At 39.8% G+C, this 14,990-nt stretch carries 13 protein-coding genes and 2 pseudogenes; 9 read left to right on the top strand and 6 right to left on the bottom strand.

The features are described from left to right. Positions 1 to 110 (top strand): annotated as a pseudogene (locus FTU64_RS11450) (IS5/IS1182 family transposase); the annotation flags it as partial. Between the two features lie 98 nt (positions 111 to 208). Further along, a complete protein-coding gene (locus FTU64_RS11445; RefSeq protein WP_121531781.1) occupies positions 209 to 1,303 on the top strand; it encodes a hypothetical protein in 1,095 nt (364 codons plus the stop codon). Positions 1,304 to 1,541: 238 nt separating this feature from the next. Here FTU64_RS11445 and FTU64_RS16380 read toward each other — a convergent pair. The 3 genes and pseudogenes from FTU64_RS16380 to rlmE all read right to left on the bottom strand — a co-directional run. Then, positions 1,542 to 1,783 (bottom strand): annotated as a pseudogene (locus FTU64_RS16380) (IS5/IS1182 family transposase); the annotation flags it as partial. A 98-nt stretch (positions 1,784 to 1,881) separates the two neighbouring features. Beyond that, positions 1,882 to 3,771 carry an ATP-dependent zinc metalloprotease FtsH gene (gene ftsH / locus FTU64_RS11440; RefSeq protein ID WP_218949157.1) on the bottom strand — a complete coding sequence of 630 codons (1,890 nt, stop codon included), beginning with the start codon at positions 3,769 to 3,771 and terminating at the stop codon, positions 1,882 to 1,884. A gap of 136 nt (positions 3,772 to 3,907) precedes the next feature. Further along, a complete protein-coding gene (rlmE, locus tag FTU64_RS11435) occupies positions 3,908 to 4,558 on the bottom strand; it encodes a 23S rRNA (uridine(2552)-2'-O)-methyltransferase RlmE (RefSeq protein WP_078191339.1) in 651 nt (216 codons plus the stop codon). Between the two features lie 195 nt (positions 4,559 to 4,753). On the opposite strand from rlmE, the gene FTU64_RS11430 reads away from it, so the two are divergent. Beyond that, the gene (locus FTU64_RS11430; protein ID WP_168378090.1) at positions 4,754 to 5,077 is read left to right on the top strand and encodes a YhbY family RNA-binding protein; all 324 of its coding nucleotides are present in this window, start codon (positions 4,754 to 4,756) and stop codon (positions 5,075 to 5,077) included. 6 nt (positions 5,078 to 5,083) lie between these two features. Next, positions 5,084 to 5,623, top strand: coding sequence for a DOMON-like domain-containing protein (locus FTU64_RS11425; RefSeq protein ID WP_078191341.1), 540 nt, complete (start codon positions 5,084 to 5,086; stop codon positions 5,621 to 5,623). Positions 5,624 to 5,861: 238 nt separating this feature from the next. Here the strand turns inward: FTU64_RS11425 and FTU64_RS11420 are convergent, their stop codons facing one another. Beyond that, a complete protein-coding gene (locus tag FTU64_RS11420; protein ID WP_180059762.1) occupies positions 5,862 to 6,347 on the bottom strand; it encodes a hypothetical protein in 486 nt (161 codons plus the stop codon). Positions 6,348 to 6,656: 309 nt separating this feature from the next. On the opposite strand from FTU64_RS11420, the gene carA reads away from it, so the two are divergent. The 3 genes from carA to greA all read left to right on the top strand — a co-directional run bounded on the left by carA (position 6,657) and on the right by greA (position 11,627). Next, complete coding sequence (gene carA, locus FTU64_RS11415; RefSeq protein ID WP_067764227.1) at positions 6,657 to 7,799, top strand: glutamine-hydrolyzing carbamoyl-phosphate synthase small subunit; 1,143 nt, start codon at positions 6,657 to 6,659, stop codon at positions 7,797 to 7,799. A gap of 13 nt (positions 7,800 to 7,812) precedes the next feature. Further along, a complete protein-coding gene (carB, locus tag FTU64_RS11410) occupies positions 7,813 to 11,043 on the top strand; it encodes a carbamoyl-phosphate synthase large subunit (RefSeq protein WP_180059761.1) in 3,231 nt (1,076 codons plus the stop codon). Positions 11,044 to 11,150: 107 nt separating this feature from the next. After that, positions 11,151 to 11,627: a transcription elongation factor GreA gene (gene greA, locus FTU64_RS11405; protein ID WP_078191345.1), complete on the top strand. Its 477-nt coding sequence runs from the start codon at positions 11,151 to 11,153 to the stop codon at positions 11,625 to 11,627. A 77-nt stretch (positions 11,628 to 11,704) separates the two neighbouring features. Here the strand turns inward: greA and FTU64_RS11400 are convergent, their stop codons facing one another. Continuing rightward, entirely contained in the window at positions 11,705 to 12,292 is a 588-nt protein-coding gene (locus FTU64_RS11400) for a TetR/AcrR family transcriptional regulator (protein WP_180021942.1), read from the bottom strand. A 141-nt stretch (positions 12,293 to 12,433) separates the two neighbouring features. On the opposite strand from FTU64_RS11400, the gene FTU64_RS11395 reads away from it, so the two are divergent. Together FTU64_RS11395 and FTU64_RS11390 are read left to right on the top strand one after the other, a co-directional pair. Next, the gene (locus FTU64_RS11395; RefSeq protein ID WP_180005422.1) at positions 12,434 to 12,844 is read left to right on the top strand and encodes a RidA family protein; all 411 of its coding nucleotides are present in this window, start codon (positions 12,434 to 12,436) and stop codon (positions 12,842 to 12,844) included. A gap of 84 nt (positions 12,845 to 12,928) precedes the next feature. Further along, positions 12,929 to 13,552 (top strand): CatB-related O-acetyltransferase, encoded by a 624-nt coding sequence (locus FTU64_RS11390; protein ID WP_180009716.1) that lies wholly within the window; start codon positions 12,929 to 12,931, stop codon positions 13,550 to 13,552. On the opposite strand, the gene FTU64_RS11385 is transcribed toward FTU64_RS11390, so the two are convergent. Continuing rightward, positions 13,549 to 14,970, bottom strand: coding sequence for a P-loop NTPase fold protein (locus FTU64_RS11385; RefSeq protein WP_180048746.1), 1,422 nt, complete (start codon positions 14,968 to 14,970; stop codon positions 13,549 to 13,551). The two genes, FTU64_RS11390 and FTU64_RS11385, sit on opposite strands and share 4 nt — an antisense overlap. Positions 14,971 to 14,990: the final 20 nt, after the last annotated feature.

Raw genomic sequence — 14,990 nt, 5'->3', positions numbered from 1 at the left:
TGAAAACCTTCAAAATTCTTGCTGAGCGATATCGCAATCGAGGCAAAAGACTAGCATTAAGATTCAATCTAATTGCTGGAATTTATAACTTGGAGCTGAGTGAAAAATGACTTATGAAAGAAATCTAGTATAATATAGAAAATATAAGAGTTAGATTTCCGCTTCTGGAGATCTCATAAATTTAATTTGAAATTATTTAGGGGATATTATGGCAGCATTATTTTATGTTTGGGATGCAGCACAGCATAATTCGAATACAACAATTACAACTTTGGAACAAGCAGAGTATTTTGCGACACATCCTCAAGATTTAGGGTTTACTGAAAATTTAAAAAATTGGCTTTTAGATGTTGAAAGGATAGTGACTAGCCCCGAACTTGCTGAAAACTTTGATGAAGAAATTATTGAATTTTTTAGTAATGTAGAAGGCTTTTTCAATTTTTCAACCGATGTTTTTGTGATTGAATATTTACAAGAAAAAAGCAAATACCTATATAAAATACTGGTCGAAACCTTACGTAGACATAATCTTGTTGCCTTTGATTCAAAGCATTATATTTTTTTTAGTAAGGATGTTATTTTTCCTGATCAAAAAAGTATTGAAAAAATGTTAGATGCTGTTCAAGCAGTCACAAAAGAACAGTTATTACAATTCAAAGTTGTTCCCTCTACAAGTGAAAAATTAAGTATTTTTGCAGATCAATGGCTAGAATTAAATCAAGTATCTCTAAGTTTTATAAAGCAGAGAAAAAAAAATCAATTTAATGAAACTGGATATTACCGAGACTTTAATGATGAATTATATGAAGATATTATATTTTTAAGCTCAGGTAAAAGAGGCGTTATAGCTTATGATCTTATATGTGTTACCAGTTATATACAAATTTTACCAGAAAAAGCAATAAGAATATTTCGCCCACATCCAATAAATCAGTATACATTACAATATTTACTGAGCCTTCATGGTATCGAAGGTGAAGCAAGTCATTTTGAGAAACCTGAACAGTTACAATTGGTACTTCAGCAAGTGTATGATTTTTTAATCTATGATGCAGAAAAGCATAAAGATATAGAAAGCCTCAATCAGTGGGTGAACCATGGCGATGAAAAAGAATATATAACAGGTCTAGCTGTTATCCAACGCTTAATACTGGCTAAATATGTAAATGATCCACTATATGAGCAATTGGTTGCTGAAGCATTGCCATATGCTATTAGGGGGCGAGGGCCATTGAAAAATGCAACTTTAGAACAATTTCATGAAAGATTAGAAAAAGAAATAAAAAATATTTTTAGAGGATAAGTAATCTTAAAATGAAAAGAGTTTACATAGCTGTTTCTAGATATAGGAACAGTTATGTTTTGAAATTTTATAAATAATACAAATGATTGGTTTATTTTGATCATTAATATTTTTGATTTAAATTTTATAAAAACATTTTACAGCGAATTCCGCTTGGAAATTTAACAGCATTGCTTTTAATCGTGGCGCCTGCACTAAATGTTCCTGAACTTGCTCGATGATCTGAACAACATGTCCAATAGATGGAATCAGTTCGTTCTTCAAGTGGGACCTGATAAAGTCAGTAAATCATCGAGAACCACTGAATCGCTGATATTGCTCATTTTGAGCTGAACTGAACGTATATGCAATGTTTCAGCATCTGTACCAATGTGGAGCTTATGCTATTTCCGACGGTATTCAAGCGGATATTTTTTATGTTTCAATCACACCTTCGCCTAGAAATTTTCATTCTACGGAAGCTACGAGTAAATGCAATCCACATTGCTGAATAAGGTTTGATACTCGGTTATTGTGCTAACCCAAAAACAAAAAAGAGCCTCATTGAGACTCTTTTTTAAACTTACGCAGTTAATGCATTAATTTGCAGGTAACGGCGGTGGCGTAGCTGGACCATCTGTAGGCGTAACATCAATCACTGGATTTTCTGCGATGTACACTTTTGGTGGTTGAGGTTCACGACCTTCCATAATGTCACGGATTTGATCACGATCAATGGTTTCCCATTCAAGCAATGCTTTCACCATGGCATGTGCGATATCTTTGTTATTTTCAAGAATATCACGTGCAACTTTATATTGTTCATCTAAAATACGGCGAACTTCACGGTCAACTTCAAGCTGCGTTGCTTCAGAAATCACGCGACTTCCTAAACCACCCATGAACGACTGCTGTGAGTCATCTTCATAAACCATGACGCCCATTTTATCGGACATACCGTATTTAGTAACCATTGCACGTGCCATTTTCGTTGCACGTTCAAAGTCATTTGAAGCACCAGTCGACATTTGGTTAATGAAGACTTCTTCTGCAATACGACCACCAAACAAAATTGAAAGTTCATTCAACATTTTGTCTTTGTAATGGCTAGTTTGATCATGTTCAGGCAACTGCCAAGTCACACCTAATGCCCAACCACGCGGCATGATTGTCACTTTATGCACTGGGTCTGTACCCGGCAAGATTTCAGCAACAATCGCATGACCTGCTTCATGATAAGCCGTCGCACGACGTTCTTCTTCACGAATCACCATCGATTTACGTTCAGGACCCATGTAAAGCTTGTCTTTTGCATCTTCAAAGTCATGCATATCGACCGTGTTCTTGTTACGACGTGCAGCAAACAGTGCTGCTTCGTTTACAAGGTTAGCCAACTGAGCACCTGAGAAGCCCGGTGTACCACGTGCCAAGACTTTAACATCTACACCAGTCACAGAAGGTAATTTTTTCAAATGTACATTCAGGATTTGCTCACGACCTTTAATATCCGGTAGAGATACCATCACTTGACGGTCAAAACGACCCGGACGAAGTAAAGCTTTATCCAATACGTCAGCACGGTTTGTTGCAGCAATAACGATAATACCTTCGTTGCCTTCAAAGCCATCCATTTCAACCAACATTTGGTTTAATGTTTGCTCACGCTCATCATTACCACCACCTGTACCTGAACCACGGTGACGACCAACGGCATCGATCTCATCGATGAAAATGATACATGGCGCATGACGCTTTGCTTGTTCAAACATGTCACGGACACGAGACGCCCCCACACCCACGAACATTTCAACAAAGTCAGAACCCGAAATACTAAAGAATGGTACTTTCGCTTCACCCGCAATGGCTTTAGCAAGTAAAGTTTTACCCGTACCCGGAGGACCAACCATTAACACACCTTTCGGAATGCTTGCACCAAGTCGCTTGAACTTAGATGGATCTTTTAGGAAGTCAACGATTTCAACAACTTCTTGTTTAGCTTCATCACAGCCCGCAACATCAGTAAATGTCACTTTGATTTGGTCTTCAGACAGCATTTTTGCTTTTGACTTACCAAAACTCATTGGGCCATTCTTACCACCAGCTCCACCACCCATATTGCGCATAAAGAACATGAATAACAGAATGATTAAAAGAACAGGGAAACTTGCAATCAGAAGTTGCATCAAAATACTTTGACGCTGTGGCGCTGTACCTTCAACAACAACATTGTTCTTGATCAGGTTCGGCATAAGTTCAGGATCTTGAACCGCAGGACGGATACTTTCAAACTCCGAACCGTTTGATTTTTCGCCACGAATTCTTTCGCCATCAATGGTGACTTGTTTAATCTGACCCGCATTTACGGCTGCCACGAACTCAGAATAGTTCATCGCGGTCGGTTGATTGCGGTCGCTGACGTTGCTGAAGATTAAAACCAGCACGCCTAGGATAACCAGCCACAACACGGCATTCTTAAAAAGATCGCTCAAAGCTTTATTCCCATTTCTATCTAATTCGTTCAATCCCACTTACATGGGTGACTCTAATACTTACGCTGCAGAGTAGCTTCGCAATAATTTAAAAACGTACAAAATGCACAATTTTTAACGAGTTGGCAAGTAAACTTTACTTGAAAGCTTTCTTACGTCCCTGCCCGATTAAAAACACTTCTTTAGATCGAGCACGCGATGCAGCAGGTTTAGCAGTTTTTAATACATCAAATGTGTCTACAACTTGCTTACGGTATTCATCAAATCCAATACCTTGGAACACTTTAACAACAAACTGCCCATTTGGTCCAAGAACCTTTTGAGCAAAATCGATTGCTAATTCACAAAGATAGATCTGACGCGGTTGATCTACAGCCTTATTACCTGATGTATTGGGGGCCATATCTGAAATTACAACGTCTACAGTACGTCCATCTAAAATTTTTAACAATTCATCGAACACTTCTTGTTCACGAAAGTCACCTTGCAAGAAGGTCACATCGGGTAAAGCATCCATTGGTAAAATATCAGAAGCAATTACCAAACCTTTGTCGCCAACAAGTTTACCGGCAATTTGCGACCAACTACCTGGTGCAGCACCTAAGTCGACAACGGTCATGCCTGGCTTGATCAATTTGTATTTTTCTTGAATTTCAAGCAATTTATAAGCGGCACGCGCACGATATCCTTCCTTTTGTGCTTTTTTCACAAAGGGGTCATCAAGATGCTCACGCATCCAGTCACGACTACTTTTGGATAATTTCTGGTTAGTAATGCGGGTAGCCATAACTCTCTAAATAAAAAAAACTTCTCAGTCTTGATTGTACGTGAAATTCAGCACTTTTGCAGTAGACATGTGTATCTAAAAAGCATCTTAAATCATGTTTTTTTCAATAATCTTCATCGAGAAAATGCCGATTAAATACAGCGCTTCAACTTTGATTTTGCTATACTAGGTCGTTTTTAAAATTAGGTTATATTTATGGCGGCTTTATCTATTCAAGAACGTAAACGCTTACGTCAAATTGGTCACACCCTAAACCCAGTTGTAATGGTTGCGGACAAAGGCTTATCAGAAAGCGTTATTGAAGAATTAAACCGTGCGTTAAACGACCATGAGTTAATTAAAGTGAAAGTTGTGGCAGAAGACCGTGAAGCTCGTGCTGCAATGATTACTGAAATTGCGACTGTTTCAGGTTCTGAAGTTGTTCAAACGATTGGTAAGATTGCTTTGATTTACCGCAAAGCGGCAAAACAAAATGCAAAACTGTCTAACCTTGTTCGCTACGCACACCTGTCTAACTAAGCATTTATGGCAAGTTTCGAACTCAGCGCTTTTGATCGTCGCTTTCAGGCTGTATCAGTCGTTGGTGCTATCGAACAACAAAGCCCATATACTTTAAATGTGGGTTATTGGATTCGAGACCCAAACCAACTGATTCAATGGCCAGAATTGGTATCAGCTCACCCACGAATCGATTTTTTGTGGGAACAGACCTGCTTAGAAGTTTTTATTGGTGTACGCAATGAAGACTTTTATCGTGAAATCAACCTCTCCCCTTCACAAGCTTGGCAGGCTTACCAGTTTGAAGAATATCGCTATCCAGAAGATATGCCGCCACAAGCTGCTTACGATATTGAACTGAATCAGTTGAAACGGACGCACTATGGCTTAAATGTCAGTCTTGATCTGACAGAATTTATGCTGAAGTACAAACTTAAATGGGAAGATCTCTATATTGGTCTAACTGCAGTACTGAAAACCCCTCAAGGTGAACAGTACTATGCCATGCAGCATAGTAGTCCAAATGCTGACTTTCACAACAAACGTGATTGGCTACATCAGTTCTAAACTTTTTAATGTTTTGATCTTCGATAAAAAGCAAAAGTACGATCTTTTGCTTTTTTATTGCCTGTTTATTTTAAATAAGTATTTTGGACTTAAATGTACCATTCACAATAAGGGAGCCATTAATGACTCCCTTTTGCATATTTAGCGTTAAATTGAAGTTTAATTCGCTCTCACCGAATCCAGCTCCCTGGAATGACTAGACTTAGCTCAAGCGTTTTAAAATTCATGTCATTCACAATTAACTTTTAAGATCTGTGGTTTGATCCGTAACTTCAGCTTTCACTGGTGAAACTTTTTTCCACGCTTCCAAAGTATGTTCCTTAGAACGCTTAAATGTTTCTGTTAGATGATCTTTGTGCTTTCCTGAAATTTGGGTCACATCTTCTTTCAGCTCTTTTCCAAGTTTTGAAAGATCATCAATAACAGTATTAAACTCAGTTTTCACAAATTCTTTGAGTTCGCTAAAATCTTTTTGCGATGAACCAAACTGAACTTTTAACTGATCAAGTTTATTCAATACATCTTGCTTCAACTGACGCAATTGATCTTGCACACTGGTATTCAACTGCTTTGCCTCTGCTCCGATCTTTCCTTTGCTTTCAGTGACCGCTTCTGTGGCTTGAACACTTGCCTCTTTTGCAACTTGTTCAAGCTTTTCAGCACCTTCGATAACGACTTCTTTCAGGGAGGTTTTAGCCGCTGTTTGTTTTTGTTGTGTTGCCATGACTTTGTACCTATAGTTTTTGCTGACCGACCCACATTAGCGCTTTTTGATAAATTTTAATTTATGATTTGTCTGACAATAATTAATTGCTTACATTTTTCTAAGATTTTGCAAAACCAAACTTTATTCTAAAATGCAAGCGCTTTATCTGCTTTATTCCTGATATTTACGATGGACTTTCAGTGGCTTTCTGCGTATAATGCCGTGTTAAGTTCAAGCGAGCAGACATAGGGAGGGTAGGTTTTTAAATAGCCTTCCTTTTTTTTCGTCTTCTCGCTTTTTTACAGCCTAAATTTCAGGAGCTTTGGTTTGAGCACCCCAGCAATTTTAGCCCTTGCCGACGGAACTATCTTTAAAGGTACTTCTATTGGCGCATCGGGTAGTACGACTGGTGAAGTCGTTTTTAATACAGCAATGACTGGCTATCAAGAAATTTTGACTGACCCTAGTTATGCACAACAACTTGTGACACTAACATACCCACATATCGGTAACACAGGTTGTAATGATGAAGACGCTGAGTCAGGTCGAATTCATAAAGTATGGGCTAACGGATTGATCATTCGTGACCTACCTTTATTGCATAGCAACTTCCGTGCTGAGCAATCACTTGGTGATTACCTTGAACAACACAATGTTGTTGCTATTGCAGACATCGATACTCGTAAATTAACGCGTATTCTGCGAGCAAAAGGTGCACAAAATGGTTGTATCCTTGCTGGCGAAAACATTACAGAAGAAGAAGCTTTAGCTAAAGCACGCGCTTTTGGTGGTTTAAATGGTTTAGACCTTGCAAAAGAATGCTGTGACCCTGAAGGCTTTGAATGGACTGAAGGTTCTTGGACATTAGGTAAAGGTTTCTCTCAGCCTGAAGCTAAATTCCATGTTATTGCATACGATTACGGTGTCAAAACCAACATCTTACGTATGCTCGCAGACCGCGGTTGTAAATTGACTGTCGTGCCTGCGCAAACTCCTGCTGCTGACGTACTTGCATTGAATCCAGATGGCGTGTTTTTATCGAACGGCCCCGGCGATCCAGCTGCATGTGACTACGCAATTGAAGCTGTAAAAACAATTGTAGAAGATGCTCGTAACGTACCTGTATTTGGTATTTGCTTGGGTCACCAAATTCTTGCACTTGCTTCAGGTGCTAAAACTGTGAAAATGCCTCACGGCCACCACGGTGCCAACCACCCTGTGCAAAACATGGAAACTGGTATTGTGATGATTACTTCGCAAAACCATGGCTTCGCAGTCGATGCAGAAACATTACCTGCAAACTTGAAAGCTACGCACAAATCACTGTTCGACCAAACCCTACAAGGGATTCACCGTACAGATAAACCTGCGTTCAGTTTCCAAGGTCACCCCGAAGCAAGCCCTGGTCCACATGACTGCGCACCATTGTTCGATCATTTCATCGAACTTATCGAAGCATCTAAGAAGTAATTAAGGAAGCATCATGGCTAAACGTACAGACATTAAAAGCATCTTAATTATTGGTGCTGGTCCGATTGTCATCGGTCAAGCATGTGAGTTTGACTACTCAGGTGCTCAAGCATGTAAAGCCCTTCGTGAAGAAGGCTACCGTGTTATTTTGGTAAACTCTAACCCAGCAACCATTATGACTGACCCTGCTATGGCAGACGCAACTTACATTGAGCCGATCACTTGGCAAACTGTAGCTGCAATCATTGAGAAAGAACGTCCAGATGCAGTTCTTCCTACAATGGGTGGTCAAACAGCATTGAACTGTGCCCTTGCACTCGATGCCAACGGTATTTTAGAAAAATACAATGTTGAATTGATTGGCGCGACGAAAGAAGCGATCGAAAAAGCGGAAGACCGTAAACTTTTCGATATCGCAATGCGTAAAATCGGTTTGGAATGCCCTCGCGCTGACGTTGCAGAAAGCATGGAACACGCACTTGAAATTCAAGCGCGTTTCGGCTTCCCTGTAATTATCCGTCCATCATTCACCATGGGTGGTTCAGGTGGTGGTATCGCGTACAACCGTGAAGAGTTCATTGAAATCTGTGAACGCGGTTTCGATCTTTCTCCAACCAAACAATTATTGATCGATGAATCTTTAATTGGTTGGAAAGAGTACGAAATGGAAGTTGTTCGTGACAAAAACGACAACTGTATCATTGTATGTACCATTGAAAACTTTGACCCAATGGGCGTACACACTGGTGACTCAATCACTGTTGCTCCTGCGCAAACATTGACAGACAAAGAATTCCAACTTCTACGTAATGCATCTTTAGCTGTACTTCGTGAAATTGGTGTTGAAACTGGCGGCTCTAACGTTCAGTTCGGTATCAACCCGAAAGACGGCCGTATGGTTGTAATCGAGATGAACCCACGTGTTTCTCGTTCATCTGCACTTGCGTCTAAAGCAACGGGTTTCCCAATTGCAAAAATCGCGGCGAAATTAGCTGTAGGTTATACCCTTGATGAGTTGAAAAACGACATCACTGGCGGTACAACCCCTGCATCTTTCGAACCAGCAATTGACTATGTTGTAACAAAGATTCCTCGTTTCAACTTCGAGAAATTCCCGCAAGCGGACGCAACTTTGACGACTCAGATGAAATCTGTCGGTGAGGTAATGGCAATTGGCCGTAACTTCCAAGAGTCTGTGTCTAAAGCGCTTCGTGGTCTTGAAGTTGGCGCATGTGGTTTTGATGAAAAAATCGCAGTGGGTACTGAAGGCGCACGTGAAAAAATTCTCGTTGAATTGAAAGTTCCAGGTCCAGAGCGTATTTGGTACGTGGGCGATGCATTCCGTCACGGTTTCACCCTTAATGAAGTATTTGAAGCAACCAAAATTGACCGTTGGTTCTTGATCCAAATCGAAGACATCATCAAAACTGAAAACCAAATCAAAACTTTAGGTTTTGGTGATTTGAATGCGGACAACATCCGTTCGTTCAAACGCAAAGGTTTATCAGATCTTCGCATTGCGGACTTGATGGGCATTTCACAAAAACAATTCCGTAAACACCGTTGGAACTTGGGCGTAACTCCAGTTTACAAACGTGTAGATACATGTGCTGCAGAATTCGAATCTGATACAGCTTACATGTACTCTACTTACGATGAAGAATGTGAAGCGAATCCATCGAACCGTGACAAAATCATGGTGATCGGTGGTGGTCCTAACCGTATTGGTCAAGGTATCGAATTCGATTACTGCTGTGTACACGCTGCCCTTGCAATGCGTGATGACGGCTATGAAACAATCATGGTGAACTGTAACCCTGAAACTGTTTCTACAGATTACGACACATCAGATCGTTTGTACTTCGAACCAATCACTTTGGAAGATGTACTTGAAATCGTGCGTATCGAGAAGCCTAAAGGCATTATCGTTCAGTACGGTGGTCAAACTCCGCTTAAATTAGCTCGTGCTTTAGAAGAAGCTGGTGCGCCAATTATCGGTACATCTCCAGACGCGATTGACCGTGCAGAAGACCGTGAACGTTTCCAACAAATGATTCAACGTCTGCAACTTCGTCAACCAAACAACAGCATTGTTAAATCTGCTGAAGAAGGTATGGCTGAAGCGGCAAAAGTTGGTTATCCATTAGTTGTACGTCCTTCTTATGTCCTTGGTGGTCGTGCAATGGAAATCGTGTACAACGATGACGAATTGAAACGCTACCTACGTGACGCGGTTCAAGCATCTAACGAAGCGCCAGTTCTACTTGACCATTTCCTTGACGACGCGATTGAAGTTGACGTGGACTGCGTATCTGACGGTAAAGACGTTGTGATTGGCGGTATCATGCAGCACATCGAACAAGCAGGTATTCACTCAGGTGACTCAGCTTGTTCTATTCCTCCTTACTCTTTATCTCAAGAAGTACAGGACGAAATGCGTCGTCAAACGATCGCTATGGCAAAAGAGCTTGGCGTAATTGGTTTAATGAACGTTCAGTTTGCGGTTAAAGGCACTGACGTATACATCTTAGAAGTGAACCCACGTGCATCACGTACTGTTCCATTCGTATCTAAGTGCATTGGTGAATCTTTAGCGAAAGTTGCTGCGCGTTGTATGGCTGGTCAATCTTTAGAATCTCAAGGATTCACTACAGAGATTATTCCTGAACACTTCTCTGTAAAAGAAGCAGTGTTCCCATTCAACAAATTCCCTGGTGTTGACCCAATTCTTGGCCCTGAGATGAAATCTACAGGCGAAGTGATGGGTGTAGGCAAAACATTTGGTGAAGCGTTCTATAAAGCTGTGTTAGGCTCTAATGACCGTTTACCTGGCCTACCAACGGAAGGCGAAGTAAAACATGCATTCTTATCTGTTCGTCATTCTGACAAGCCTCGTGCTGTTGGTATTGCGAAACAGTTGACAGATCTTGGCTTCAAAGTGATCGCTACTGGCGGTACTTATGATGTGATTAAAGATGCTGGTATTGAATGTGAACGTGTGAACAAAGTGACTGAAGGCCGTCCTAATATCGTAGACCGCTTGAAAAATGGCGAAGTTCACCTCATTATCAATACAACTGAAGGCAAACAGGCTCAAGAAGATTCATTCTCGATCCGCCGCTCTGCATTACAAGGTAAAGTGTATTACACAACTACCCTTAACGGTGCTGATGCAGTATGCCAAGCTTTAGCAATCAAATTGCCAATGGATGTATACCGCTTACAAGACCTTACTAAAGGTTAATTAAGTTACCGAGAAGTCCCGCCACCTCTCGGTGGCGGGCTTTTTTTCATTTCTAGGTCAGTAAAAATTTTACTGATTTTTTCTTTTTACAAACATGAGGGACAACAATGCAACGTTATCCTATGACTCCCGAAGGCAAAATTGCCCTAGAGAAAGAATTACAGCAACTTAAAAGTGTTGATCGTCCACGTATTACTGCAGCAATTGCTGAAGCGCGTGAACATGGGGATTTGAAAGAAAACGCTGAATACCACGCTGCTCGCGAGCAACAAGGTTTCTGTGAAGGCCGTATCCAAGATATCGAAGGTAAATTGGGTGCTTGCCAAGTGATTGATGTTAAATCACTTGAGCAAAATGGCCGTGTGGTTTTCGGTGTGACTGTGACCATTGAGAACTTAGATACTGAAGAACAAAAGACTTATAAAATCGTTGGTGATGACGAAGCAGATTTTAAAATCAACAAAATCTCGGTGAATTCACCAATTGCTCGTGGTCTTTTGGGTAAAAATGAAGGCGACGATGTAAAAATCAACACACCACAAGGTGAAGTTGAGTACGAAGTTTCTAAAGTTGAATATCTTTAATTCATTAAGATAGCAATTTTAAGCCCCTCTTTTGAGGGGTTTTTTATAATCAGACAAATAATTATTATACCCCTGCTCTATCCTTCTTTTAATAATCCTGATGCAAAAAGTTGAAAGGCATGTAATGCTTCTGACAACACCTGCTCAGGATTCTTGCTAGAAGCCACCCAAAGCGCCGCATTCATGGCTGCTCCATTTAAAAATATGGCTGCCGCTTCAGAATTCACTGCTTTAATTCGGTCTGCTGCCAATAACTGTTCTACGCATTCACGTGTAGACTTCAAGCATTTGTTTTGACTCGGCCAATGCGCAGGATCACCCAATACCGCAGGTCCGTCGCGTAATACAATTCGCTGAAACTCAGGATTCAAGGCATTTTCAATATAGGTTTTCCCCTCAAGCATCAACCCCTCCCAAAGATCTTCGGGTTGCTCCAGATACTTCTGGGCAGATAAAGCCATTTCTGAATCAATTTGATTAACCACAGCAGCAAATAAGCCCTTTTTATCGCCAAAATGATGGTACAGCGCACCACGGGTCAGCCCTGCTTCTGCCGTGAGTTTATCCATTGAGGTGTCTGCATAGCCATACTCAGCAAACGTACGGCGTGCCACTTCAATCAGTTTCTTGCGGGTTGCCGCCATTTTTTTTTCACGAACAGACATTGCTTTGATTACCTCATCATCACAAAAAATTTTAATTGACATACCAGGCGTATGTCAATTATGTTGACATACGCCTGGTATGTCAAAAATAAAGCTGCTTTCCCCCCCACTTTTAAAACCAGATATTGAATGAGAATAAACATGACTAGAATTGCAATATTTCCCCAAGATCGCCATGCCTTGTATGAACAGCATGGTTACTCTGCTGCTATTAAATCGGAAAATTTACTCTTTGTATCAGGCCAGGTCGGTAGCCGTGAAGATGGCAGTCCTGAACCTGATTTTGAGAAACAGGTAAAACTAGCATTCCAGAATCTTAGCCATACTCTCGCTGCGGCAGGCTGTACTTTCGATGAAATTGTCGATGTCACCACCTTCCATACAAACCCTGAACAGCAATTTGAAGTCATCATGAAAGTTAAAAATGAGGTGTTTACACAAAAGCCTTATCCAAACTGGACAGCAATAGGTGTTAATTGGCTTGCAGGTTTTGATTTTGAAATTAAAGTCATTGCTCGGATCCCAAACCTCCCTACAAACACTTCGGTCTAGCGATTGATTTTTAATAGGGATGAACGACGCATGACATCAGTTCAATTGGTTATAATGGTTTACCCTTTTTAAGTTGTACTGTTTATGTCTGAAAAATTGATTAATTCACCTGTCAATCATTGGTGTGAGTTTGAGTTCATCTCTAAAACAGTGAAGAACCCAAATATTCACATCAAAGGTAATTATTCATATTATTCTGCATATTGGGATCAGGGTTTTGAGCGCTGTGTGGTGCGTTATCTACACGATAAACCTGCAACAGCTGAAAAGCCGATAGACCAGTTACATATCGGTAATTTTGTCTGTTTTGGCGCAGAATGCGTGATTATGATGGGCGGTAACCAACTCCACCGCACAGACTGGATTTCGGCATTTCCGTTTGATACACGGAGTTTTGTCCCTGCGGGTGACACAATCATTGGTGATGGCTGCTGGATCGGCTCACGTGCGATGATTATGCAAGGTGTTACACTCGGTGAAGGTGCTGTAGTAGCTACTGGTGCGGTGGTGACTAAAGATGTGCCACCTTATGCTGTTGTCGGCGGAGTCCCTGCTAAAGTAATTAAATATCGCTTTCCTGAAGAAGATATCAAAAAACTACTTTCCCTTAAGCTCTATGACTTAGATGAAAAGCAGTTTTTAAATATGCGGGAACAGTTGCAGACTGATGATGTAGAACTATTGATAAATTATTTTAAGATTGATTAATCCTCTAGCCATACACTGTTTTCGATATAGTTAAAGTATTGCTGCTGGAATAAATGATATTGCATTTCTTCTGACGGCTTAAATGCATATTTATTTAAAAACTTAGTATATTCTATTTCATAAGTATTATGCTGATAGCGGGTACGTAAGTCTTCCATCGCACTTACGTGTTCAAGATAATCATTAATTATCAATAACTCAACATTAAACTCTTTCTCAACTATTTCTTTAAAGTTTTCTATATTAAAATGAGCCATATTTAGACCAGAAACATTTTCATTACCTTGCTTCATTTTCATTATTAACACAGCAATGCGTTCCATATCATGCAATAAATCCCTTGCCCCTTTAATTACTCCCAAAGCGATAAAAATATTATTTTCTAATTTTTCTTTTTTTAATAAAGCATAAAGATTAATTTTCCTCTTAAGTTCCCGTGTGGATATATCTTTACTAATACTAAGTAGCACGACTAAAGCAATATCTACGGACTCTTCTCCCACCAATTTTAATAATTTTGAAATTACTTCTAAATTAGATTTATTTTTATCCAGAATATTTACTTGATTTCTCAAGGGAATCTCAAAGTCGATAAATTTTTCTAAATATATTTTCGAACTCTCATTGTCATATCCATAAATATGCTGAATACCATTTATAAGTTGGTTTTTATTCATTACCAATACAAAAACTATTTTTCTAATATCAAAAAAGTGTTTGATCCTCTCAATTAAACGTATTGCAAAATCAGGGCGGCATCGATCCAATTCATCAATAATAAAGACTAAAGGCTTATCTAAATTTTCTGCTAACTGTGCCAATGTTGCTTTAAAAGCAATTATGGAGTTTTTCTCTTCTTCATAACTATCAATCTTAGCTTGAATTGCCTCAGTAACTTTTTCTCCAATATTTTCTGTTACTTTATCAATTGCATCATCAAGTTTATCTGTAATTTTCTCGCTATCAATTTTAATCAGTGGAATTAGCCCACCAGTTAAAGCACAGCTAATCATTGAAGCAATGAGTGTTGGAGCTAAGGTTAAAAGTCCTTGTTGCATAACTGCTGCTGCTTTCTTAAATTTATGCACTAAGGGCTTATTTTCGGCTGTTTTATCTAACTTTGAAGCAATTTCAGATGCAATAACCAAAAAAGGATCTTCCAAATAATCATTTGCAAACGCATCCAAATAAATCACGTTATGCTGAGTATCATCTAAATGTTTCGCCCAGTTACGAACAAACCACGTTTTACCCTCACCCCATCGTGCATCCAAAGCAAGAACAGCACCGCAGTTTAAGCGATCAACATAACTTGTAAGCTGCTCTCCTAAACGACGGCGATGCCAAAGATCACCTTCCCATGCAGTTTCAATATTCTCAAAATTATCTTTAGGCCAGTTTAATTGGTTATCCATCATTTCTATTTATATTCATCAAG

It is taken from the genome of Acinetobacter sp. YH12128, from assembly GCF_013418655.1.
In the GTDB taxonomy this organism is placed as follows: Bacteria; Pseudomonadota; Gammaproteobacteria; order Pseudomonadales; family Moraxellaceae; genus Acinetobacter; species Acinetobacter amyesii.
This window is presented reverse-complemented; position numbering and strand designations above follow the sequence as displayed.

Coding starts and splice junctions, on each gene's coding strand:
- FTU64_RS11445 (WP_121531781.1), top strand. CDS start 209: ATGGCAGCATTATTTTATGTTTGGGATGCAGCACAGCATAATTCGAAT.
- rlmE (WP_078191339.1), bottom strand. CDS start 4,558: ATGGCTACCCGCATTACTAACCAGAAATTATCCAAAAGTAGTCGTGAC.
- FTU64_RS11430 (WP_168378090.1), top strand. CDS start 4,754: ATGGCGGCTTTATCTATTCAAGAACGTAAACGCTTACGTCAAATTGGT.
- FTU64_RS11425 (WP_078191341.1), top strand. CDS start 5,084: ATGGCAAGTTTCGAACTCAGCGCTTTTGATCGTCGCTTTCAGGCTGTA.
- FTU64_RS11420 (WP_180059762.1), bottom strand. CDS start 6,347: ATGGCAACACAACAAAAACAAACAGCGGCTAAAACCTCCCTGAAAGAA.
- carB (WP_180059761.1), top strand. CDS start 7,813: ATGGCTAAACGTACAGACATTAAAAGCATCTTAATTATTGGTGCTGGT.
- greA (WP_078191345.1), top strand. CDS start 11,151: ATGCAACGTTATCCTATGACTCCCGAAGGCAAAATTGCCCTAGAGAAA.
- FTU64_RS11400 (WP_180021942.1), bottom strand. CDS start 12,292: ATGTCTGTTCGTGAAAAAAAAATGGCGGCAACCCGCAAGAAACTGATT.
- FTU64_RS11395 (WP_180005422.1), top strand. CDS start 12,434: ATGACTAGAATTGCAATATTTCCCCAAGATCGCCATGCCTTGTATGAA.
- FTU64_RS11390 (WP_180009716.1), top strand. CDS start 12,929: ATGTCTGAAAAATTGATTAATTCACCTGTCAATCATTGGTGTGAGTTT.
- FTU64_RS11385 (WP_180048746.1), bottom strand. CDS start 14,970: ATGATGGATAACCAATTAAACTGGCCTAAAGATAATTTTGAGAATATT.